This window comes from Salipaludibacillus sp. HK11, assembly GCF_047795645.1.
Taxonomy (GTDB): Bacteria; Bacillota; Bacilli; order Bacillales; family Salisediminibacteriaceae; genus Salipaludibacillus.
The window spans coordinates 463,732-487,300 of record NZ_CP181045.1 but is presented as its reverse complement, the minus strand read 5'-3'; the positions used below and the strand labels follow the sequence as shown (position 1 = coordinate 487,300).

The 23,569-nt window shown below is 36.9% G+C and carries 19 protein-coding genes; 4 read left to right on the top strand and 15 right to left on the bottom strand.

The genetic code is table 11. From position 1 onward, the window contains the following. Positions 1 to 22 precede the first annotated feature (22 nt). Entirely contained in the window at positions 23 to 856 is an 834-nt protein-coding gene (locus ACM26V_RS02655) for a carbohydrate ABC transporter permease (RefSeq protein ID WP_416149919.1), read from the bottom strand. Next, positions 856 to 1,734 carry a carbohydrate ABC transporter permease gene (locus tag ACM26V_RS02650; RefSeq protein ID WP_416149918.1) on the bottom strand — a complete coding sequence of 293 codons (879 nt, stop codon included), beginning with the start codon at positions 1,732 to 1,734 and terminating at the stop codon, positions 856 to 858. The genes ACM26V_RS02655 and ACM26V_RS02650 overlap by 1 nt, the downstream gene beginning before the upstream one ends. Before the next feature lie 427 nt (positions 1,735 to 2,161). On the opposite strand from ACM26V_RS02650, the gene ACM26V_RS02645 reads away from it, so the two are divergent. Continuing rightward, on the top strand, positions 2,162 to 2,767 hold the full coding sequence (locus ACM26V_RS02645; protein ID WP_416149917.1) for a VanZ family protein: 606 nt from the start codon (positions 2,162 to 2,164) through the stop codon (positions 2,765 to 2,767). A gap of 96 nt (positions 2,768 to 2,863) precedes the next feature. Here the strand turns inward: ACM26V_RS02645 and ACM26V_RS02640 are convergent, their stop codons facing one another. From ACM26V_RS02640 to ACM26V_RS02610, 7 genes are all read right to left on the bottom strand, one after another. Next, positions 2,864 to 3,685 carry a formate/nitrite transporter family protein gene (locus tag ACM26V_RS02640; protein ID WP_416149916.1) on the bottom strand — a complete coding sequence of 274 codons (822 nt, stop codon included), beginning with the start codon at positions 3,683 to 3,685 and terminating at the stop codon, positions 2,864 to 2,866. A 147-nt stretch (positions 3,686 to 3,832) separates the two neighbouring features. Beyond that, complete coding sequence (cobA, locus tag ACM26V_RS02635; protein WP_416149915.1) at positions 3,833 to 5,248, bottom strand: uroporphyrinogen-III C-methyltransferase; 1,416 nt, start codon at positions 5,246 to 5,248, stop codon at positions 3,833 to 3,835. A gap of 14 nt (positions 5,249 to 5,262) precedes the next feature. After that, positions 5,263 to 5,580, bottom strand: coding sequence for a nitrite reductase (NAD(P)H) small subunit (locus ACM26V_RS02630; RefSeq protein WP_416149914.1), 318 nt, complete (start codon positions 5,578 to 5,580; stop codon positions 5,263 to 5,265). 36 nt (positions 5,581 to 5,616) lie between these two features. Further along, positions 5,617 to 8,019 carry a nitrite reductase large subunit NirB gene (gene nirB, locus ACM26V_RS02625; RefSeq protein ID WP_416149913.1) on the bottom strand — a complete coding sequence of 801 codons (2,403 nt, stop codon included), beginning with the start codon at positions 8,017 to 8,019 and terminating at the stop codon, positions 5,617 to 5,619. 206 nt (positions 8,020 to 8,225) lie between these two features. After that, positions 8,226 to 9,497, bottom strand: coding sequence for a SulP family inorganic anion transporter (locus ACM26V_RS02620; protein ID WP_416149912.1), 1,272 nt, complete (start codon positions 9,495 to 9,497; stop codon positions 8,226 to 8,228). 109 nt (positions 9,498 to 9,606) lie between these two features. Then, complete coding sequence (locus ACM26V_RS02615; RefSeq protein ID WP_416149911.1) at positions 9,607 to 10,542, bottom strand: D-alanyl-D-alanine carboxypeptidase family protein; 936 nt, start codon at positions 10,540 to 10,542, stop codon at positions 9,607 to 9,609. Between the two features lie 429 nt (positions 10,543 to 10,971). Continuing rightward, positions 10,972 to 11,817, bottom strand: coding sequence for an MBL fold metallo-hydrolase (locus ACM26V_RS02610; protein WP_416149910.1), 846 nt, complete (start codon positions 11,815 to 11,817; stop codon positions 10,972 to 10,974). A gap of 198 nt (positions 11,818 to 12,015) precedes the next feature. On the opposite strand from ACM26V_RS02610, the gene ACM26V_RS02605 reads away from it, so the two are divergent. Beyond that, a complete protein-coding gene (locus ACM26V_RS02605) occupies positions 12,016 to 12,990 on the top strand; it encodes a Gfo/Idh/MocA family protein (protein WP_416149909.1) in 975 nt (324 codons plus the stop codon). A 74-nt stretch (positions 12,991 to 13,064) separates the two neighbouring features. Then, positions 13,065 to 13,631: a methyltransferase domain-containing protein gene (locus ACM26V_RS02600; RefSeq protein WP_416149908.1), complete on the top strand. Its 567-nt coding sequence runs from the start codon at positions 13,065 to 13,067 to the stop codon at positions 13,629 to 13,631. Between the two features lie 125 nt (positions 13,632 to 13,756). Here ACM26V_RS02600 and ACM26V_RS02595 read toward each other — a convergent pair whose 3' ends face one another. From ACM26V_RS02595 to ACM26V_RS02570, 6 genes are all read right to left on the bottom strand, one after another. Continuing rightward, positions 13,757 to 16,036, bottom strand: coding sequence for a transglutaminase-like domain-containing protein (locus ACM26V_RS02595; protein ID WP_416149907.1), 2,280 nt, complete (start codon positions 16,034 to 16,036; stop codon positions 13,757 to 13,759). After that, positions 16,020 to 17,276, bottom strand: a complete 1,257-nt coding sequence (locus ACM26V_RS02590) for a DUF58 domain-containing protein (protein WP_416149906.1) — start codon at positions 17,274 to 17,276, stop codon at positions 16,020 to 16,022. The genes ACM26V_RS02595 and ACM26V_RS02590 overlap by 17 nt, the downstream gene beginning before the upstream one ends. A gap of 4 nt (positions 17,277 to 17,280) precedes the next feature. Then, entirely contained in the window at positions 17,281 to 18,240 is a 960-nt protein-coding gene (locus tag ACM26V_RS02585) for an AAA family ATPase (RefSeq protein WP_416149905.1), read from the bottom strand. Between the two features lie 357 nt (positions 18,241 to 18,597). After that, positions 18,598 to 20,373, bottom strand: a complete 1,776-nt coding sequence (locus tag ACM26V_RS02580) for a glycerophosphodiester phosphodiesterase family protein (RefSeq protein ID WP_416149904.1) — start codon at positions 20,371 to 20,373, stop codon at positions 18,598 to 18,600. A 261-nt stretch (positions 20,374 to 20,634) separates the two neighbouring features. Beyond that, a complete protein-coding gene (locus ACM26V_RS02575; RefSeq protein WP_416149903.1) occupies positions 20,635 to 21,021 on the bottom strand; it encodes a VOC family protein in 387 nt (128 codons plus the stop codon). 130 nt (positions 21,022 to 21,151) lie between these two features. After that, the gene (locus ACM26V_RS02570) at positions 21,152 to 21,988 is read right to left on the bottom strand and encodes a helix-turn-helix transcriptional regulator (protein WP_416149902.1); all 837 of its coding nucleotides are present in this window, start codon (positions 21,986 to 21,988) and stop codon (positions 21,152 to 21,154) included. Between the two features lie 169 nt (positions 21,989 to 22,157). Between ACM26V_RS02570 and ACM26V_RS02565 the strand changes: the two genes are divergently transcribed. Further along, positions 22,158 to 23,546 (top strand): glycoside hydrolase family 4, encoded by a 1,389-nt coding sequence (locus ACM26V_RS02565; RefSeq protein ID WP_416149901.1) that lies wholly within the window; start codon positions 22,158 to 22,160, stop codon positions 23,544 to 23,546. Positions 23,547 to 23,569: the final 23 nt, after the last annotated feature.

The window sequence follows — 23,569 nt, the reverse complement described above, 5'->3', positions numbered from 1 at the left end:
AGGTTGAACAGGCCCAACAGATTTAACCTTTAACCGCACCACTTGATACACCAGCAATGATATACCGTTGTAAGAATAAAAATACGATCACCGCCGGTAAGGTCCCCATCATTAATGCTGGGAGAGCTAATTCCCATCTCATCACGTGTTCACCAAATAACGAATTGATAGCTAATTGAATCGTATGCAACTCTGAACTGTGTAATAAGACTAGTTGCACCTGAAAATCATTCCAAAACCAAAACGTATTTAAAATTAACACAGTACTAATAATTGGTGTAAGCATTGGAAAGATAATCCTCCAGAAAACGGCCAAACGACTACAACCATCAATCATCGCCGCCTCTTCTATCTCTTCTGGTATTGAGCGGATAAACCCATGAAATAAAAATGTTGAAAAGGAACAAGCCAAACCTATATAGGTCACGATTAATCCCAGATGCGTGTTCATTAAACCAATCTCTCTCATCACTTGCACAATCGGGATCATAATTGATTGAAACGGAATCACCATCGAAGACACGAATAATATAAAAATGATGGAAGTAAATTTGCTAGGTTTCCTTACCAACCAATAAGCAGCCATCGATGAAATAATAATCACACCGATATTACTAAATAACGTGATAATGATTGTGTTCATGATCACTCTCAGAAAATCTAACTGACCCCATACGATAATAAAGTTTTCAAATGTTATATATTGTGGCAAAGCTGCCGTGTTCGTTAATACTTCATCTAATCCTTTAAATGAGTTAACAATCACAAAGTAAAACGGAACAAAAAATAAAATAGCACAGATAAATAATATAACTTCAATTGAAATTAACTTCAACCTACTGATTTTTCCAAACATTACATCCTCACTTCTTTCTTCTTCGTGACGTATACTTGAATGCTTGTAATAAAAGCAACGATCAAAAAGAAAACGAAAGCCTTTGCTGATCCAATGCCATAATTATTATTTTGAAAAGCTTCAAAATAAATATTTAATGCGACTGTTTCAGACGAATTGTAAGGACCTCCACCTGTCAGCGAATAATTCAAATCAAATATTTTATATGTCATATTAATTGTCCAAAACAAACAAACTGTAATCGCAGGCATAAGTAGAGGGAAAATAATCCGAAACAACATATAAAATCCTCCTGCACCATCAACTCTAGCTGATTCTATATATTCTTTTGGAATACTTATTAATCCTGCGATAAAAATGATCATCACATATCCAACACCTTGCCAGACACTTACGATAATAATTCCCCAAAAAGCAGTGTTCGGAGTCGCAAGCCAAGACAATTGGAAAATAGCAAGATCGGTTACCTCTCCTAATGTAGAAAAACCTTGACGAAACACAAATTGCCAAATGAAACCAAGTAGCAACCCACCAAGGACGTTTGGAAGGAAAAATATCGTTCTCCATACGTTTCTCAACTTCAAAGGTTGTACTAATAAATAGGCAAAGGTAAATCCAATCACGTTTGTAAGCACAACGACAATAAAGGCCACTTTGGTGGAAAACCAAAAAGACGCAATAAATTGAGGATCTTCCGTAAAAATCCTCATAAAATTGTCAAAGCCAACAAAATTTATATGCTGCGTAATTCCATTCCAATCAGTCATGGAATAATAGAGGCTTAGAAAAAATGGAATCAAAATGATAAGTATGTAAACAGAAATGGCTGGTCCGATAAAAATTAGTTGTTCCGTCCACCCAGCTATTCTTTTTTTCATTTGGCTATCCTCCCATACGAAAAACACTGTATTTTGCTCTTATCCTCAATGTAAAGGAGTTTAACGTCTCTTTTATGACACTAACACTTGTTAACAGTTTTTCAAAGGAATTATTCATCATTTGCTTTAAGTCTTTCCATATTTTCGTGCGAAAAAAAAGGGATAACTAACCCATTAACATTTTAACGCATTATAGAAAATTTTGTCGATAAAACTTTTTAAATCCACTTCTTCTCGAAAAATCGCAGTAACGACAAAAATCACTTTCACCATAAATGGTGAAAGTGACCAATAATCTATTTTGAGATTCACCTAATACCTTTAGGGAAATTCAAGGACATATTATGTCACACTATTTCTATCCTAAAGAAATTGGTATAATTACCTTGATGATCCCCCACAAAATTGTTGGATGAAGGAGAATTTTATGAAAAAAGTAGTTTTACTCAGTTTATTCTATTCACAATTACTATTTTTATTGTTTTCACCAATTTGGATTCAATTGATAAATTACTTACATCCAATAGTAATAGTGATTCTGTGGTTTTGTTTTTCTAGCTTTGTTTTATTTATTGTTTGTTGGGTCAAAAATGAACTTTTCATTATTTCAAAACACTCGCTCCAATTAACAATCCTTTTCTATGGTATCGGTTTACTGATCTTATTATATTTCAGACCACAAGAACAAAATTACGGCACTGTAAATCTTGTCCCTTTTGAAACAATCTGGTTTTATTTATCTGGGCAAGTCAATTATTTAATTTCCTTTTACAATATAGGTGCAAATATCGGTTTATTTGTTCCGTTTGGATTGTATTATCGATATGTAAAGAAGAATCCCACTATTAGGCAACTGATTGGGATCAGCCTTTGTTCGATTGTTGCAATTGAAAGTTTTCAGTACTTAACTACAAGAGGCAGTTTAGATATTGATGATCTCATACTAAATGTTTTAGGTGTGTATTTGGGTTATCTCTTCCAACCACTTGTCAAAAAAGTTCTGCTAATTAAAAATACAGAGCGTAAAATTTAACTAAAAGAAGCATTTTGCAATAGCAGTAGTTAGATATTTATCAGCTGATCAAATGCTTCATATTTTAAATTCGCACATGCAATTCAATAATAATATCTATGCTTCCTTGCGTATATCCTGATAATCTGTCTGTTCTAGAATGCTAGACTTTGGTTTTGTTTCGGAAATTGTATACCAGTATGCCCCGCCAACAAAAACAATTCCACCGATCATATTGCCTATGGATACTGGGATAAGGTTAGCTGCCATTCCAGCGAGAGAAACTGTTTCTGGATGAGGAACCATTAAGGCAATCGATAATAGCGTCATATTTGCAATGCTATGCTCAAATCCTGATGTGATAAATGCGAATAAACACCAGAAGATAACAATTAACTTAGCCGTTTCATTTTTTAGTTTAAATGAACACCAAATTGCTAGACAGACTAAAATGTTACAAAGGATCCCACGCACAAGTAATTCCATAAATGGCGCGTTCATTTTCGCACTTGATGTTGTCGTAATGAATTCAGCAATCGCCCCTTGCCAGAGACCTGAGAAATAGTAAAGCGCAGCTACAACAACTGCACCCGCGAAATTGGCAACGAAACCAAATCCCCAAATTCTCCATGTATCTTTCCACGTCGTTCGCTTTTCTAATGTACCAATCGTCATAATCATGTTATTTCCCGTAAATAAATCGGCTCCAGCCATAAGCACCAAACTTAGGGCAATCCCGAACGAAACTCCCATCACAATTCGTGTCGCAGCTAAACTAATCGGTGACAATAATCCCCCGATTGTAAAAATTAAAATAATTCCTAACCCTACGAAAAAGCCAGCCATCATCCCTGATACGAAAAATTTACTCTTACTCGTATTCATTTGAGTGACTTTTAAAGCAGCAGTATCTGCAAATGCATGTATGACTTCTTTCATCTTTAACGTCCCCTTATTTTCTCTTATGATAACTCTGGTTTAGATATTCTGACCAGGTTTATGATGAAATGAAGAGTCACAAATATCTACGAATACTTCCGCTACTCTCCATCTCCCTCACTTTCCCCAAAACGACCGATCCACCGATTATCTTTGAGTATTCTTCCATTTCCCTAACCCTAATTCTTGTTGTACTTCTTCATTAACTATCTGAAAGCCTTTCTTCTCGGCGTACTCTTTTACCCGCTCACCAATGTACGCAAAAGAGAGTTGACTCAACTGCTCAATACCATAGTTTTCTAACGTTTTTACGAACCAATCTACCGACGACTTGCTTGGAAAAATCACCGTTTCCCATGTCTCTTCATGAAGCATACGTTGATCTATCTCCGTGAACCTTGCATCATATTTTAAGCTGTGTGTTAGCAATAGGTTCGTTTCATCTTCTATCGATTCCTGCTTCGTCTCGTATCCTACTTGGATCATATCCTCCGTGATTCTGGTAATCTTTTCAGAGAGAATCCCTTTATTCAACAACACTCTTTTCGTTTTTTCAGATAGACAATAAATTTCACGCGGTAGATCGCGAAGATCGTATCCTTCAGAACAAAACGCTTCAAATAAAATAGCAACACTTTCCGGAGCCCTAAACAACAAGTTATCCGCTGCTCTAATCCGTGCCAACCAATCAATCGATATCGGTTTCTTAGCTATTTTCAATGTTGGGAAAGCATAAGCCTCTGCCCCCTGATCTAGAAAATAACGTTCTAAACCACTTTCTTCCGCGGAAGATTTAGCAATCAAGATTCGTTTGCCAAACATACTTTTCTTCTCAAACCATTTTAGTTGATCTCTCAGACCAACGACATCTCCTATGATCGTCATCGCTGGATTTTTAATCTGTTGCTTTATCACTTCGTTGGAAATTGTTGGCAGTGTCCCTTCTGCCGTTCGTTGTTTTCCCGTCGTCGCCCATTCAATCACGGCTACTTTTGTCTCAGGTGAGAACCCTTGACGCATTAATACTTGACAATGATGGTCGAGATTTTTGACACCCATATAATAAGCGATCGTATCACCATGCTCATACCGGGTGATGTTTTCCTCATTTGTTTCTTCCGAAGAATGTCCCGTCCTCAGTGTAATACTCGCACTGTGGTCGCGATGAGTAACAGGAATACCTGCATAACTTGCTGCGGCAATACTAGAGGTGATGCCTGGCACGATATCATAACCAATCCCCTCCATCTGACAGGCTCCTGCTTCCTCACCTACACGTCCAAACACTGCCGGGTCTCCGCCTTTAAGCCGGACAACTTTTTTTCCGATTCTTGCTTTTTCTATGATTGTTTCATTAATTTTATCTTGACGCATCATATGTCGATCTGGAAGCTTTCCACAATAAATTAACTGACAATCAGCTTTTATTACACGAAGCAGTCGCGGATTCGCTAATCGGTCATACAAAACAACATCCGCTTCTCGCAAACAGCGAATTCCTTTTTCCGTCACTAACCCAAGATCACCGGGTCCTGCTCCTACAAATGATACATACCCTAACATGTCCTTCACCCCATCTAGATTGCAACGAAGATCTCTCCGTTTTTCAATTCAACTTCAAAGGTAGATACATGCCCCTCATCTGGAGCCTGTACTTCCCCTGTTGTTAATGATACTTTCCAATCTTGCAGGGGGCAATAGACAAATTCTCCAGAAACAATCCCTTCTGCTAATGGACCGTTTGTATAAGGACATCGACTGCCAATTGCGCGGACTTCCCCATTGCTCAAACGAAATAAAGCAATTGACTCTCCATGTACTTCAACTTCCTTACCGATTAAAACTGGTAGATCGTTTAAATTCATCACATATACTAGCTCTTTCGTTGTATCCATATAGTTCACCAACCTATCTTTTTTGTAAAAATCACGTTATTTTCTTGTCACTTCATACATTTTCTTTTGTTCACTTTTGGCAAGCGTCGCATGCCACGCTTCATGATACGTATCTCTTGCTTCGCTAAAACGTTCAACATAGTAAGAGCGTTGGTCGTTATCTAAAATCACAGTTTTAACCGTATCAATACCAAGTCTGTCAACCCACGGAGCCGTTCTCTCCCCATAAATGCCCGTTTCTCGGTAATATTGCATGTAAGCTTTCGCATACGTAATAACTTCTTCTTCTGTAGCAACAATGGCTACGAAATCACATTCGCGTACTTCCGTTCCACCATTTCCTCCAACATACAGTTGATATCCATTTTCAACACAAACGACACCAAAGTCTTTAGTTAATACTTCCGAACAGTTTCTCGGACACCCTGCCACACCCATCTTCATTTTATGTGGCGTATCTATCATTTCTAATTCTTTCTCTAACTTAATTCCTAATCCTAACGAATCTTGCGTACCAAATCGACAAAACTGTGAGCCAACACACGATTTCACATTTCGTAGAGATTTTGAATAAGCATATCCTGAACGCATTCCTAACTCTTCCCACACTTGAGGAAGATCCTCTTTTTTGACTCCGTAAAGACCGATACGGCTTGCCCCTGTTACTTTTACTAACGGAATATCGTATTTTTTCGCAACTTCACCCATACGGACTAATTCATCTGCTGTCGTCGTTCCTCCGTACATTCGTGGAATAACTGAAAACGTGCCATCTTTTTGGATATTGCCTTCCATCCGCTCATTAACAAATCGCGAAGATTTATCATCTTCATACTCCGTCGGGCGAATCATTCTCATATAATAATTTAGAGCAGGACGGCATTTCGAACATCCTTCAGGATTTTTAAACTCCAGCACGTAACGTACTTCCATAGGAGATTGAAACCCCTTGTCTTTAATCTCAGCAACGACTTCATCTCGTGACAAGTCTGTACATTCACACATGCCAGTTTTTTGCGCAGTCGCATCAAAACTATCTCCTAGTGTGAGAGAAAGGATTCCCTCTACCATAGGGCGACACTTTCCACAAGATCCCCCAGCTTTCGTACACGTTTTAACTTCTTCAAAAGATGATAGATTCTCCTCTAGGATTGATTGTACGATTTTCCCTTTTGTCACTCCATTACATCCGCACACTGTTTCTTCCGCAGGCATTTCTGCTAGAAGAGCAGTATTATCATCTTCGCCCGCCTTTTGTAAAACTGCGGCTGTAGTAAAATCTGAAATATCCGTACCCTTTTTCAACATCGAAAAGAGACGATTTCCATCACTAGCATCACCGTAAAGAACGATTCCTACCACTTTATGATTCGTAATTAGTATTTTTTTGTAGACACCGGCGACAGCATCTTGAACGACTATAGCTTCTGTTTCATCATCTTCGTGAATCTTTCCACCGGAAAATAAATCACATCCTGCAACCTTTAATTGCGTAGATAGTATGCTACCTTGATACCCTTCCCCTTTAATACCAGTTAATTGGTCAGCCAATGCTCTCCCTTGTTCATATAAAGGAGCGACTAAACCATAAGCTGTTCCTTTGTGTTCGGCACATTCACCAACCGCATAAATAGCAGGATCAGACGTACGCATATGATCATCAACGATAATTGCTCGGTTTACTTCTAAGCCACTTTCTTTTGCAAGAAATACATTTGGACGAATTCCAACAGCCATAACAACTAAATCACAAGCTAGTTCTTCACCATCGTTAAAGCGGATTGCCTTGACACTCTTATCCCCACAAATTTCAGCCGTTTGTTTTTCCATTTTAAATTTCATACCCTGTTTTTCTAAATCTTTTTTTAACATACGAGCTGCCGGTGCATCTAATTGTTGTTCCATTAAAGTTGGTAAAAGATGCACAACATGTACGTCCATGCCTCGATCGATAAGACCGCGAGCCGCTTCTAATCCTAATAATCCCCCACCAATAACGACAGCTTTCTTTTTCGTTTCGGCAATTTTAATCATTTTTTCCGTGTCTTCTATTGTTCTAAACCCGATAACTCCTTCCAAGTCTTTCCCAGGAAGCGGTAAGATAAATGAACTTGATCCTGTAGCAATAATTAATTCGTCATAAGATACGCATCTTTTTTGATCTGTCGTAATTGTTTTGTTTGAGCGATCGATCTTAACAACTTTTTCACTAGTTATGAGTCTCACATTATTTTCTTCATACCAAGACCAATCATTAATGCTAATTTCGTCAAGCGATGTTTTCCCCTGAAGAACGTTGGATAACATGATTCGGTTATAGTTCGGATATGGTTCCTCTCCGATAATCGTTATTTCAAATTTTGTATTATCTCTTGTAAGTATTTCTTCTATTGTTCTAACCCCAGCCATACCATTGCCAATCATTACGAGCTTTTTCATACTATATTCCTCCCTATATACTTGTTCATTAATTCACATGATTTATTGAAAAAATAGCGATACATTTTGTGTCTTTTTGTTTATTAACTATAATCAAAGTATACACGATAACTAACTGAGTATATTTGTAAAATTTCAACAAATTATTGAACATTTAGAAGTATCCTGATTGATATAATATCTGTGTTGCTCTATTTTCCATAAGCCTATACAATATTTCGCTTAAAAAGCTTCACTATATACATAATGATAACTACACTTAAACCTATGACAAACCCTTTCTCAATCCCATAAATAATCGAACTAAAAAATGTTATTAGCAAGGTTATTCCTGCTGTTCTATTCTCATAAAAAGCTTCTTTCATATATTTAAAGTCAATTAAACTTGAAATGGCTACGACAATAATCGATGCTAAAGCTGCTTTGGGTAAATAATAAAATAGAGGGGAGAGAAATAATACGATCAGCAAAACTAAACTTGCCGTGATAAACGAGGATATTCTAGAGTTTGCTCCTGCTTGATGATTTACCGCGGACCTTGAAACACCACCTGCCACTGGGTAACCTGAAAAAAATGCACTTGAAAGATTCGCTGCCCCAAGTGCAACTAATTCTTCATTTGGATTAATCTTGTACCCTACTTTTTTAGCTATTAATTTAGCCATCGCAATCGATTCCACGTAACCAATAATTGCTATCGTTAAAGCAATCGGCAAGAGTGCTTTTGCTGCTTCAACGTTTAATACAGGTATCGTTATACTAGGGAAACCTCTAGGGATTTCTCCAACAATTGAAACCCCTGCGCCAACTAAATTGAAAGAAAAAACTGCGCCGATACTTCCAATGATAACGAATAACTGTGCTGGAAAACGAGGGAAATTATTTTTACAGAAAATTAATAGTGTCATGGAACATAAGCTAATGATTAACGTAGGTAAATTAACATCCTCAATCTTTTTAGTCAGCTCTATAAAATTATTAAATAAATTACTTCCATTTGTTGTTTGAACATCTAATAGATAAGGAAATTGACTGAAACCGATGATCAATGCAGCAGCAGAAATAAAGCCACTAATGATAGAGTGAGGTATGCTCATAAATAAATACCCTAAATTCAACCACCCCATCAATACTTGAATAACTCCTGTCATAAAAGCAAGCAATAGAACGAGGGCGAAATATTCGACTGTCCCTGGCGTTTCTACCGCAGACACTCCTGATAACACTAATATAGAAACAATCGCTACTGGGCCAACAGAGACATGACGCGAAGACGCAAAGAAGGCATAAATCATCATTGGAATTGTTGCACTATATAAGCCGATGATCGGTGGTAATCCAGCAATCATTGCATAGCCCATACTTTGCGGGATAATCATAATTGCCACAATAACCCCAGCGTTAATATCACCCTTTAAATCCTTAAGAGTATCGTTACCTTTTGGTTCATTCATATCATTTTCTCTATACTTTTTCATGTGATAACCACCTGTGGATTTAGAAATGCAAGATAGTATCACCATATTTTTAATAATCGTATTATATGTCCATCTTTACTACCCTATCAAATAAAAACTGATAGGTTCGTTACAATCCTGATGAAAAATCCATGTTCAGAAGCAGTATTTCATAAGGAAATAGTGGCACCTGAGGCGTTTTTTGAAATTTACGTGCTTCGTTTAAAAAGTCTTGATAGATTATCTTTGCATAATTCTTAAATCCTTGATTTAGTAACTTCGTTGTATCATCATAACTTTTTTGGTTTGTTGGTGCGTTTAACGTTACAGCAATTAACTCAGCACCATTTCGTTCGGCTGAGGTAACCAATGTGAAACCCGCCTTTGATACGTACCCATTTTTAATACCTGTAACTCCTTCTAAATGACCAAGAAGACGGTGATGATTATAAAGAGTCGTTTCCCACCCTTCACCGCTCCACTCTAACTCTCTCGTACCTACTATCTCTTTGAATAAGTCATTTCCCATCGCATACTGTGCAATTTTAGCCATATCGTATGCCGTTGTATAGTGATTCTCATCAAATAATCCATGAGGGTTAGTAAAGTTGGAGTCGTATACACCTATTTTTGATTCAACAAAGTTATTCATTTCTGCAGAGAAAATTCGTTGACTTCCTGAAATATGCTCTGCAATCGCTGCCCCGGCATCGTTACCTGAATTTATTAGAAGTCCTTTCACCAAACGCTCCAAAGTTACTTCTTCATCCTCCAATAAATATACACTCGTTCCGATTACTTCCGTCGCTTTTTTGCTTACTGAAACAATATCTGATAAATTACCTTTTTCAATCGCAACCAATCCTGTAATCATTTTCGTTATACTAGCAGGATACATTTGTCTTGAAGCGTTTTTCTCGAAAAGAATCTGACCTGATTTTCCATCGATTAGAATTGCTGCTTCGCTAGTTATATTCGGCTTTTCATCCGGATGAGCATAGGGTGTTGCATAGGATGAGAAAAACAATGCAATAAATAGAAGGATACCGATACTTTTGAATTTCATGAAGTATACCTGCCTTTGTAAGATATCTGGTTATTAATAGATTACTATTTTTCTGTCATATTTGAAACTTAAATTTTCGAAATCGAGTAAGACTAGTTTACCAAGTAAATATGAAGAACGTAAGAAATTTTGATATTTGACCAATTAATGATACATAATGGCTCGTTTTTGAAAAACAAACCCTTTCTAATAGCTATTAAAGTACCCACATTCCTGATGTTAAAGTTATATAATATGTTGTTGTTCATCGATGATAAAAATATATAACGAAGATACTTTTAACATATTGATGTATTATTAGAAACTTTTTCTTAACCATAAAAAAACCTTTGAAGCATTGTGATGTGTTAATTCATCACGTGTCAGAGGTTTTTTATGTTTATCCCATACTGATGTCTAGTTATTTATCTAACGAATCTATCGAGAATTTTACACATATTTGCCGTGATCAGGAATAGCGATTTGCTCAAAATCTTCCGCAAGCTTCTTTAAATTACTCGCAAGTAACTCCCTCGCCATCGGCAAGCCATGACCCGTTATCGCAAAAGAAGGTTTTAATGCTTCTAGTTTTTTTACAGAAGTCCAAGAAGTTTGCCAATCAGGGGTTAAGTACCTCGGTGGTCCACTGATCTCTTGTTCTTGTGTTAAGACAGCATACAAAGACTCTTGTTTGACGGTAACAAACGCATCTCCTACAATTAATGCGCGATCCTCTTCCCTGAAAAGAGAAATATGACCCGGAGTATGCCCTGGAGTATGATGCCACTTAAAATCTGGCAATTCCGGAACATTTCCGTTAGAAGGTAACGATTCAACGATCGCCCCTAAATTTATCGGCTCATTTGGAAACAGGGCAGACATTTTTGCTACCACCCCACCTTCTACAGTTGGGTCAGGATCTGGATAACTCTTTTGCCCAGTTAGGAAAGGAATCTCCAACTCATGTGCATAAACAGGGACACCCCACTTTTCCACTAATTCAAGGATGGCACCAACGTGGTCAAAATGCCCGTGGGTTAAGATAATCGCTTTTGGCTTGGCATTTGTGCCGAACCTTTCCTCAATAGTTGAAATGATATTTTCCGCTGATCCTGGCATACCAGCATCAATCAATACAAACTCGCTACTATCAGGTGTCCCTACTAAAACAATATTGACAATTTGAACATTATAACAAAACAAATCAGTTAATACTTCTACTCCAATTCCACTTGTTAGTGATGTTATTGGCAACGTTTTGTAATCACTTCCATATGTCATTTGATTATTTTCCATTTGATGAGCTCCCTTCTTTTTCGGAATTAGTCACGATTTATATAGCGTCTGCTTTCTCCCAACTTTTATTCGTAGCGCCTTATTCTAATGATATCTTCGCTGTTTTTACCTGATCAAACATCACGTCCGTCAACTCTAATTATATTTACCTCCCACCACGATATTTTTGGTATGATTAAACAAAAAAGGATGATAAACATGAAATCAAACATTCGTTGGGGCATCATTGGTTGCGGAGATGTGACAGAAGTCAAGAGCGGACCAGCTTTTCAAAAAATTCCACAATCAGAACTTCAAGCGGTTATGAGAAGAAATGGTGAACTAGCTAAAGATTATGCGATTCGGCATCATGTCCCTGCATGGTATAGCGATGCAGAGAAATTAGTTTCCGATGACGAAGTGGATGCGATTTATATCGCTACTCCGCCTGCTTTTCATAAAGAGTACACATTACTTGCTGCGAAATACAGAAAACCTGTCTATGTAGAAAAACCAATGGCAACAGATTATCAACAATGTTTGGATATGGTCGATGCATGCAAAAAAGCAAATACACCGTTATTTGTTGCTTATTATCGTAGAGCATTACCAAAATTTTTAAAAATAAAAGAATTACTCGACAAAGGAGAAATTGGTGATCCTCGCTTTGTCAAAACAACTCAATTTCAAAAATCATTAAATGTCGCTGATAAAGATACACCGTGGCGCGTAGATCCTGCCATTGCTGGAGGTGGATTGTTTTTTGATGTAGCAAGTCATACGTTAGATATTTTAGATTTTCTGCTTGGCTCTATGAAAGAAGTGAAAGGATTCGCAACAAATCAACTTCATGCATACGAAGCAGAAGATATAGTTACAGGAACGTACCTGTTTGAATCTGGCGTGCATGGAACAGGTACATGGTGCTTCTCTTCATATGAAAACGAAGATATAAATGAAATCGTCGGATCAAAGGGGAAACTCGTGTTTTCGACATTTGGTCACGAGCCTGTTCAATTAATTACCGAATCAAGTAAACAAGAATGGACATTTGATCGACCCCCACACATCCAACAACCACTCATCACGACGATTGTTGAGGAATTGCTCGGAAAAGGAAGATCACCAAGTACTGGAGAGACCGCCGCAAGAACAAATTGGGTGATGGAAGAAATGACTAAAGGTTATTACTAAGGAGCAGTTTATGCTCCTTTTTTAAATCGAGCAAGTCATAATATGAACGAACCAACACTAAAAGGAGGTAGAACGTGGACTCAAAAAATAAATGGAATCGGAAGCACTCATCTCGCTTAGAACAATATAAAGAGACCGGACCGAATACTCGCTTAAAGAACCTTACCGCTTATTTAGACGGAGGTGTAGCAGTTGATTTTGCCAGCGGACTAGGTGAGAATAGTTTGTTCCTTGCTAAATTAAACTATGATGTGAGAGCATTTGATATTTCTGAAATTGCCGTGGCACACTTAAATGAACAGGCTTCTCAGCAACAACTAACCCTACAAGCACGTACTTGTGATCTTACACAGTCGAGCAATCTTGATTTGCCTGAGAACTCAATTGACCTAGTCATTATCACTTACTTCTTAAACCGAGAGATTTTTCCGCTTGCAAAGTCGATCATAAAGGAAAATGGCTATATTTTCATGGAAACGTTCTATCTTTCTCACGTCAATCACCAAGAAAATGTGTCCAATCAGTACAAGCTTCGTCCTCAAGAATTACTTGCTGTATTCGACGGATGGGAGATTCTCTACTATGAAGAAAATCAACAAGAAGGTCGACAAACCCTGTTCGCTAGAAAAATCGCTCTTTAGGATAAAATTAATAGACGAGGATAATCTCACATCTGAGCCAATCCTCGTCCATTACATAGTAACTATATTTAATTCCAGAAACAGAAAATTTTGTTTTTCGAAAAGGAAGCACCCTTCTTTGCTACTTACTTTTTCATTTGTTGTCTTAAATTCCGAACTTTTTCTTGGATAAGCAATAATTCATTTTCTGACAACTGACTATCGCCATATTTCGCTTTTTCAAAAAGGATGACGACCTCTCTTAAATCGGATTCTAATAATCTACTCTGCCCCACCCATTGAGTCATCGTTTCCTGCAGCGTTTCATGTTCTAATCGTTTATACCCTTGTTTACCCCCGTAATGAAGGAATTGTTCTACTTCAAAAACAATTTTATGATTCACCGACTTTGCACTTCGTCCCTTCCAAAAATACCGCCAAAATCGATTTTTCCGTTTTAACAACAGCACCAATATCACAGTAAGAGCTGCAACACCAACGACGATTAGTATATATTGTAAAATCGTTCCTAGCGCCAGTGACCTTTCATTATCTATACCAGAAACATCTCCTTCAACTTCGTCTATTTCGATCAAAGGATCTGTGTCATCTTGCACTTCTAATGTCGGTGCTGAAAAAGTTGGTGTTGGTTCAAAAGGAATCCAACCATATCCTTCAAAATAAACTTCAACCCAAGAATGAGCATTTGAATTTCGAACATGATATTCACCAGGACCAAACGGATCATCGACTCCTTGATAGTAGTACTGATCCATTTCATCATTTCTCGATCCTTGCGTAAATCCTTTTACCCATCTAGCAGGGATATCAAGCGACCTCGTCAAGACTACCATCGCAGTCGAAAAATAATCGCAATATCCTTCCTGAACTTCAAATAAAAATTGATCAACAAAATCATTACTGTCTCCACGAGTTTCATCGGGTTCATTCGTATAGTCAAATGTCTCCTTCAAGTACGCTTCAATCGCTTTCACTTGATCATATGGATTCGTTTGATTAACAACTATCTCCTCTGAAAGCTCAGATACCCTCTCCGGCAAATCATTCGGTAATTGTAAAAATCTCTCCCAAACATCTTTTTCTCCGTCAATCGAAGGCGCATCTCTTAACCCATCCTCATCAATTAACGGCACCTCTGAAGTCACTGTATATTCTTTAGGAAACATCCCAGTCTCATCCAAATAATGTAACTCTTCGACATTTTCTAACCACAGAATCGGTGTTTGAACATACGCATCTTCATGATAATCAAGTTCATAGTCAAAGTCGATTCCGCTTTCTCGATCTTCTAACTCGACAATTTCAATCGATTCCATGCCATATGCTCCAAATAACACATGACCCTTATAAGCTGTATTTTCAGAAAAATTGATCGTTTGAGATATCTCTTTTGTTTCTAATAACGTTCGGTCAATATAAGAATTGTCAACATCATTAGAAAGCTTTTGCTCTCCTTCACTTGGGAGGACCCTAAACCCAGCAAAATGTTCATTTACATTTCCAACTTCCCATCCTGTCCCATTGTAAAAATCACGCGTCTCCCCGCGATAATAGGATGGATTTGACGTTTCTACAGTCATAATTAGAGAATAATCATAAACAAACCCTCCCCCTAACAGACTATCATCACGACTATAGCCAGATATCGTTTTTCTTCTATCTGCAAGGTCACGATCCCCAGGATCCGTATACCTCGATATCATCGCTTCTTCTCCCTTATATTTTTTCCAAGCAGTGTAAGGATCTGTAAGCAATGGCTGCACATTTGGCGTCGTAATACTTACAATGAATACTACTAGGAAAAAAATAATTATAGGGACAATAACTGTTTCAGGATAATCCTTCAAATGATTCCATCCTTCAGGACTTTTCTTTCTGAGAACTTTAAAGTGGTGAACGACAAGAAGTAAAAGAACTGCACTAATCATAAAGAGGATATCAATCCATAAATTTAATGACGTGAATGTATCAATTACGGTTAAGGTAATCGCGCCAATTAAAATCGTAGCTAATGCTCTGCTTTTCGATTCAAACCACCTTATCATCACCAAATAGATGAGCCACGTCCCTAGAACAAAACCAATAAATGGAAATGCCACTTCAAGTTGATACACATTCTGCCACAAGTTTGCTATGATAGCTTCACTCGAATTTTCTTGGGGAAGAATAATCCGCCAATCAAGGACAATAAGTAATAAAAGAAAACTAAGTAGTAACGTAAACATCCAGCGTATTCCTTTTTTAAACGGAACAAACATTTCAACGATACAAGTTATAATCAATACCCAAATAACGATTAATTTTGTGTCTGATTGCCAGTATTCTGAAAGCCAAGTTAATAAAGAGTACAGGAAAACACCAGTTAATAAAATGACACTTCGTTGGAGTCTATCCACTACTTTCATGGTTGCTCCCCCTCAATGCCACTGGCAATTCTTCTAAAGATCTTATTTTATAAGAACTAATTTGCTCGACTTGTAATCGATGTTTCCACTTCTCGTTCTCTCTGCTCGCTTGTGAGGAAAGTAAAATGTGACATGGTTGAAGTTTCATCTTTTTCAGCCAGCGTAACCGATGAAATATATGATCGTCAGCAACAGGCGTAATCACGACAACAAGGCTTCCTTGTAATCGTTGTAATCTTTGGTTAAGCAGTGCTTCTTGGATGGGTATATCTCCATCAGAGCTTACATACAATAAATGATCTTCTAACCTATGGCGGTTTGCCCCTCCATGTTTCGGTTTAAAGTAACGAACCTTTTTACCAGGAGAGAATAACCCAACAGGTATTTGCTGTTTACTAATATAATTAATCATCGAAGCTGTCGCTGATACAGCCAATTCAAATTGCTTATCATCATCATAAGCGTCATAGAATTGATCGATTATAAGTAGGATTTTTGGTATAGATTCTCTTATAAATTCCTTTGATTTCAATTCTCCTGTTTTAGCAGACGCATTCCAGTGAATTCTAGACAGACGATCCCCATGGACATACTCTCTTACCCCATCTATTTGGTTCGTCTCCTTTTGATACCTAGAAGCTGATGCATTACGAAATATCGACTTTTTTAACAAGGATACGTCTGGCCACTCTCTTATACGTATCGTTTTAGGGTACACATTAAATTGACTAGGAAGGTTAAGAAAACTTTTATGTTCAAACAAATTTAAAAGATCACCTGTCGAACATTCTGTTTGGCCAAATTTATAACTTCCACGCATTAAGTCTGGGACTGTAAATTCAATATATCCATTTCGATCAAAATCGGGAACAAAAGATGATTGATAGATTTTAGTACCTAACTGATGGTGAATCAATTGATCTCTTATAAAAATATACGGAATAGGCCAAAATCCAGGAATCGAAAAAATTGTTTTCAAATGAATCGAATCTCCCGTCTCCAAACGATGTTTTTCATTCAGATTATTAGAAATTCTTTTTCCTACAATATCATTTATTCCACTCCATCTAGCTAATAAAAGAAGATAAGCAGTTAAAATTGTCGTAATAAAGAACATAAGGGCTCCCAGTTTACCACCAGAAAACAAAAGAAATAGAAGGCTGCTCATCCACACAATCAATACTCCCCAGAATAATAGTTGTTGCCCCTTAGGCATCCATTGCTTGAATTCCTGCAACATCACATCACTGCTCCAATCTTACCGGCACATCGACATTATCCATGATAGATTGCATCGTTGTTTCCACCGTAACCTCGCTCATTAGTGCCTCAGTCTCAAGAATGATTCGGTGATGAAGCACATAAGGGACAAGAAATTTAACGTCGTCTGGAGTGACAAAATCACGTTTATTAATATAAGCAAATGCCTTGACCGCACGCATGAGCGCTAAGGTTCCTCTTGGACTCACTCCTAAAAAAATCGTTGAATGATTTCTCGTCTGTTCAACAATCGTTAATATGTAGTCCACGATACTTTCAGAAATGTGTACACTTCGTACATGTTCTTGGATTTTTTCAATCGACACCAGATCAGTGATGATTTTTAAGTCATCTAATGGGCCCTTTGCTGTTTGAGCAAACACAAGTTCTTTTTCTGTTTTCTTATCTGGATAGCCAAGGGTAAACTTCATCATAAATCGGTCTAATTGAGCCTCAGGCAATAGGTAAGTGCCTTCAAACTCAATCGGATTTTGTGTCGCCATGACAAAGAAAGGCTGTGGTAACAGATGTATCTCTCCATCTACTGTTACTTGCTTTTCTTCCATTGCTTCAAGGAGTGCTGATTGTGTTTTTGTGGATGCTCGATTAATCTCATCAACTAATAGAAAATTTGTCATTACTGGCCCTGGTCTGAAGACAAACTTCTCATCTTTAGGATGATAGATAGAAAAACCTGTGATATCTGTTGGAAGTAAATCAGGATTGCATTGAACCCGCTTAAACTGAGCTTGAATCGTTTTAGATAATGCCTTTATCAGCATTGTTTTACCTGTACCCGGAACACCTTCAATAAGTATATGACCGCTGGATAAAAGTGCTGTCATAATAAGCTTCACTTCATCCGTTTTACCAAGAATACAATGAGAGATATTTGCCTCGATCTCTTCCAGCACTTTTATGTAATCGCTTTCTTTTTGAGTCATCACCATTCCTCCTACAGAACCTTTATTCATTTTGTTCAACCTTCGTTATGAAGAATTCCCCCAAAAATAAACCTTTTCTAATTACTTCTCTAAAAGTTTAATAAATCCTTCATAAGCATAAACGAACTGTTTGCGTTGAAAAATAATCATTACTAAATAAATAATATGAGGAGCCTGATCGATTCGAACAAATCCATTTTCGAATTAGACGAGTATTCAGCGGCAAGTTTGCATTTAGAACTTATAACATCATATTGCTTTAAAAAAGAAGTGGAATTCAACGAATCCGAAGAGATAGTATTATCGTATTATTTGAGGAAATTTTGGGGGATTTTTGTAGGCTCCCCCCTTTTTCGGTCACTCCAAACCTGTCATACGTTGGACTCTTTCGGGATAATCAGTAATAATCCCATCGATGTCATATTTCAGTACTGCGCTGATGTTTCTCGGGATATTGACGGTCCACACCCATACTTCGCGATCTTGCTCCTTCGCATTCTCAATAAATCTCTCTGTAAGCATCGTTTGCCTGATGGTATAGAAATCTACATCTAAACTTTCTAAATTCCCTGCTGATAAAAAAAGTATTTGACCAATTTTGATATTGCTATTTCCGCTTCGTATTTTCTTTAATATTTCGTTATCAAACGCTTGAACGTAGGCAGTATCCTCCATATCATGTTCTTCAATGCTATCAACAACTCCTACTGCCATTTCACTCCTTCTGTCTATATCATTCAATTTGATATCGATGATGACATTTACGTTCTCTTCACTCATCATTTCCAGTGTCTCGTTCAAAGTCGGGATAGTTTCTCCGATAAACTCATTTGAATAAAGTCGCCCAATATCGACCTCCGCTACTTCCTCGTACGTCATATCTTCCAATCGGTCAGGAACACCTGCTAGCCGTTGGAGTGTTTCATCATGATGCAACACAATCACACCATCAGTTGTTATCATCACATCGATTTCAACCGCATCGACTCCTTGTTCAACAGCAGCTTCAATGCTGCTTAATGAATTTTCCGGTGCACTATGTAAATCCCCCCTATGGGCAGCAACTTGCACATTCCACTTTAAATAGACAAGCTGATCATTTACTGAATAGTTAATTGCAAATACAGATGTTACATAGATGATGACCACAGCTACCAACGTATATTTTCTTTTTGTAAAAAAATGAGTCAGTTTATGTTCAAATTTCGCTAAACTATTTACTTCATGAACGATTAATTGATTTTTTATAAATTCACCTCGGCGCTTCTTAAAGCGGAAAAATAACCTCGTAGTGATAATGATATTAATAGGTAGAAATAACAATGAAATGATAACTGCCGTAAAACTAGAGAATGTTAGCAAATAATCGTCAATGAGGTGCCTAAGCATTGTGATTTCTGTCAGATTAGGTATGAAGGAAATTAAGGTAACGACAAGAAAACCAGATACATAAAACAGGACATTGAGCATTAAAATAGTCACGATAATATTCCGTTTGTTATATTTCGTGATCTTCCAACTCTGTTTCATTGCTTTCCACACCGAATTTCTCTCAATAAAAATATAGTGAAGTGTAAAAATCAATCGCGTGAAAAAGAAAATACCCAATAAGAAAACTACAATAAATAGCAACATGACGATTGTAGACATTCCATAGATTTGATCTGTTAGAATAATCGAGGCATTAAAATCTAACAGTGCTGGGAAAACAGGTGAATCAATAAACGGTATGATCATAAAGAAAATAAACATTAATGGAATGATCCCCAATCCTATTAGAGCAGGTAATTTCCTTAATGTCGTAACAAATGCCTCTGAAATAAGTATGTATTTTTTAAAATATGTTTGTTGTGCAATGATTATCATGACACCAAACTCAATGAAAAGTATCACGACAATTAAGAAGCTTATTAAAAGCATCCCAGCCAAACCAATAGAGCTTAACCCGATCCGATAAACTTCCGCATTTAGAAGAGAACCGGTTCCAATCGCCTTTAAAACCCTATTAAACAAAAAAGAAATGAATGGCACAAAAATAATACTTGTTACCAACATATAAAGTAAAGCAAAAGCGAGATATTTTTTATAAGAAAGATAGAAATCTTGTAAACTATTTTTTAGGACTGCTAACATCTTATCACCTGACAGTTTCGTATAATTTATTTCTAATTATTCTATATTAACTTTCATGAAACCTTTTTTGTCGCGGTTTCATTTTTGAGAAGTTATGATCCAATTATAAACTTTGATTATAATTGATAGTTACCCGAAAAAGCTAAAATCTATTCAAAGAAGATACTTGTTGATGCAAAAATTATTTAGGAAGCAAAAGAACCGTCCCTTCTGCTTCCATCTAAAAAAAGCCCCAAAAAATAGGACTTTTTAGCGATAAAATTAATTCAATTCTTCAAAAAGTTCAATTCTTTCTCGATCAGGACCGTAAAAGAAAATATTTTTAGAGCCATTTGACATCGTATTAACATTTTCATTGACAAACGAAACATTCAAGTCTTTAAGCCTTTCAACTTCTGCTTCGATATCTGCGACTCCGAAAGCAAGATGATGAACGCGCCCCTCTTCTGCGAAGTTAGCACCTTTAACCTCAACTAATTCTACTGTCGTTTCTTTTGCATTAGGAAAACCTAAAAATGCCAGCGGAGGTACATTTTCTAAGTTCAAACGCTTAAAAAGTTCCAATCCGATAACTTCACGATAAAAAGTGATCGATGCCTCCATATCAGACACCATTACACCTATATGGTGTATTTTCTGAATTGCCATATGTTACACATCCTTCTAATATTATAGTAATCGCTTTCAATAGTTTTTAATTCGATAGAAAAGCGCTCCTCCTTTTTGTAATTATACAGGAATTACAGAAGAATTTCTTCTATCTATATTGAGTTATCTTCTATAAAAATTTAGTAGGTGATACCTTATAATATTTTTTGAAAGCTTTAGAGAATGTGTACAGATCTGGATACCCAAGTAACTCTGCAATTTCATTTACAGCATACCTTCGCTGATATAAATAATCACGTGCCTTGTTCATTTTTAATTGATTCATGTATTTACCTGGTGTCATCCCTACACTTTTTTTGAAAAATGTAATGAAATACTTTTCAGAAACTCCAGCAATTCTAGCCAGTTGACAGATTTTCAGCGATTTGTGAATATTCTCATGAATATAGTTAAAAACAGGATTTAATAAATATAAATTTTTAGTCTGCTCTCGTTCATGCGGAAGTCCGTCTAGGAATTCTCCTTTGTATTCGCCATCACCGTATTTTTCAATAATCTTTGTGACTAATAGTGTAAAACAACTTTTCAGACGAAGTTGTGACATGCTTGTATTTCTATCATATTGTTCAAACGATCGTTGGAACAGAACGGATTCATCATAAACAATTTTCCCAGGAATAATTCCTGAGAGCTTAAAGTCATTAAGAATACGGAAATGATTTCCGATGCCAAAATCAAAGTGAACAAAAATAAATTTACACCCTTCTTGAGTGGTAGATGCTGTGTATGGCGCTTGAGGATAAAAAAATACTAAATCTCCCTTTTTACCTGTGGCTATCGTGTTTCCAGTTTTTAATGTAATTTGACCTGATTCAATGAGCCATAAATCATAATCGTTATGTACTTTAGTTTCTGCCCAATCACCATTATGGTGATTCCTTTGGCAAGAATGGATTTGAAGGCTTACATGTTCTGACAGATCGTTAAATATATCTACGCTTCCCATTTCATCCAAACCCCTTACTTTTAGACAAATCTTTTTTTGAATATTGTATGGCATGATTATCTTAAATAATTGTATCGTACTTTTTGACATCTTTGTAGAACTATAGTATATTTCAATTTATTTTCTTTGAAATATACTATAGTTAATATATTTTGTTGGAGGCGATTACATGAACAATAAATCTATAAGTAAACCGAAAGTCGTCATTATTGGTGCAGGCAGTCTTTTTTTTGGAAGACAGGCGATATGGCAAATGGTACATTCTATTCATCTTAATCAAGGAACACTTAGCTTAGTTGATACGAATGAAGAACGACTCTCGAAATTAATTACTTTAGCAAAAATGGTTGTTAAGGAAAATAACATTAAGCTTGTGGTTGAGGGGTCAACAGATCGAAGAGACGTTTTAAAAGAGGCAGATTTTGTCGTTTTAAGCTTTGCTGATAATACTGTCAAATATAGAGGAATTGATTGTGATGTATCCGAAAAATACGGCATACGAATGTGCTCAGGAGATACGATAGGTCCCGGAGGAATTTTTAGAACGATGCGTGAATTACCTGAGATTATGGCATGTGTCAAAGATATTGAGGGTCTCTGTCCAGACGCTTGGGTGATTAATTATATCAATCCATCCTCGGTTAACGGAATCGCTATTAGCAAATATGCTCCTCGTCTCAAAAGCATTGCTCTTTGTGATAGTCTGCATATGCCACACATAAAACATAATTACGCAGTTCGCGCGGGAATTATTAATAATATACATGAGTATGATCATAACATCGATCGCAAGTTTGATTTTAAAATTGCGGGTGTAAATCATTTTACTTGGTTATTAAAAGCAGAGTACGATGGAAAAGATGTGATGCCTCACATAGCTGAATCCTTGAAACATGATGCTGAAACAGCCACAAATGGAGGTGATAAAGGCGCGAAAGCTATCCATAATGATGCAATTGGCTATGAATTGTATAAAATTTATGGTTACGTCTCCACATGTGTTGCTCATACAAAGGAATACGTCAGCTTTTGGCAAGGTCTAGGGAAAAGCAAAGAATCAATCCCTCCGTTATCCATATGGGAAACGGATGAACGGTATAAGCGTCATGATGAGATGTGGAATCAAATTGATGATTTTATAAGCGGTAAAATACCAATTGCTGACTACATGAATACTTTCGGGCCAGATCATGCAACAGACATCATTGAAAATATGGTAGGTGGATTAGGGAAAGCCTTCTACATCAACACGTTAAACAAAGGTGCTGTCACGAATATGAATGATGATGCTTTTCTTGAATTGCTTTGCGATATTTCCATGGACGGAGTCAAACCATATTCAATTGGAGAAATGCCAAGAGGTCTTCGTGGAATGCAGGAAATCATCCTAGATACGCATGAACTAACTGCAGAAGCTATCGTTGAACAAAGTTTTGAAAAGCTTAGAAGAGCGATGCTTACAGATCCTCTCGTCCACTCTATAGCTGATGCAGATCAAATAGTTAAAGAGCTACTGGAGAAAGAAAAAGAAATATTGCCTTCATTTTGGTACGAATAACTTAGAAACACTAGCACTAAACA

Excerpts from the sequence above, each read along its gene's own strand:
- ACM26V_RS02655 (WP_416149919.1), bottom strand. The coding sequence starts at position 856 with ATGTTTGGAAAAATCAGTAGGTTGAAGTTAATTTCAATTGAAGTTATA.
- ACM26V_RS02650 (WP_416149918.1), bottom strand. The coding sequence starts at position 1,734 with ATGAAAAAAAGAATAGCTGGGTGGACGGAACAACTAATTTTTATCGGA.
- ACM26V_RS02645 (WP_416149917.1), top strand. The coding sequence starts at position 2,162 with ATGAAAAAAGTAGTTTTACTCAGTTTATTCTATTCACAATTACTATTT.
- ACM26V_RS02640 (WP_416149916.1), bottom strand. The coding sequence starts at position 3,685 with ATGAAAGAAGTCATACATGCATTTGCAGATACTGCTGCTTTAAAAGTC.
- cobA (WP_416149915.1), bottom strand. The coding sequence starts at position 5,248 with ATGTTAGGGTATGTATCATTTGTAGGAGCAGGACCCGGTGATCTTGGG.
- ACM26V_RS02630 (WP_416149914.1), bottom strand. The coding sequence starts at position 5,580 with ATGGATACAACGAAAGAGCTAGTATATGTGATGAATTTAAACGATCTA.
- nirB (WP_416149913.1), bottom strand. The coding sequence starts at position 8,019 with ATGAAAAAGCTCGTAATGATTGGCAATGGTATGGCTGGGGTTAGAACA.
- ACM26V_RS02620 (WP_416149912.1), bottom strand. The coding sequence starts at position 9,497 with ATGAAAAAGTATAGAGAAAATGATATGAATGAACCAAAAGGTAACGAT.
- ACM26V_RS02615 (WP_416149911.1), bottom strand. The coding sequence starts at position 10,542 with ATGAAATTCAAAAGTATCGGTATCCTTCTATTTATTGCATTGTTTTTC.
- ACM26V_RS02610 (WP_416149910.1), bottom strand. The coding sequence starts at position 11,817 with ATGGAAAATAATCAAATGACATATGGAAGTGATTACAAAACGTTGCCA.
- ACM26V_RS02605 (WP_416149909.1), top strand. The coding sequence starts at position 12,016 with ATGAAATCAAACATTCGTTGGGGCATCATTGGTTGCGGAGATGTGACA.
- ACM26V_RS02595 (WP_416149907.1), bottom strand. The coding sequence starts at position 16,036 with ATGAAAGTAGTGGATAGACTCCAACGAAGTGTCATTTTATTAACTGGT.
- ACM26V_RS02590 (WP_416149906.1), bottom strand. The coding sequence starts at position 17,276 with ATGTTGCAGGAATTCAAGCAATGGATGCCTAAGGGGCAACAACTATTA.
- ACM26V_RS02585 (WP_416149905.1), bottom strand. The coding sequence starts at position 18,240 with ATGACTCAAAAAGAAAGCGATTACATAAAAGTGCTGGAAGAGATCGAG.
- ACM26V_RS02580 (WP_416149904.1), bottom strand. The coding sequence starts at position 20,373 with ATGTTAGCAGTCCTAAAAAATAGTTTACAAGATTTCTATCTTTCTTAT.
- ACM26V_RS02575 (WP_416149903.1), bottom strand. The coding sequence starts at position 21,021 with ATGGCAATTCAGAAAATACACCATATAGGTGTAATGGTGTCTGATATG.
- ACM26V_RS02570 (WP_416149902.1), bottom strand. The coding sequence starts at position 21,988 with ATGGGAAGCGTAGATATATTTAACGATCTGTCAGAACATGTAAGCCTT.
- ACM26V_RS02565 (WP_416149901.1), top strand. The coding sequence starts at position 22,158 with ATGAACAATAAATCTATAAGTAAACCGAAAGTCGTCATTATTGGTGCA.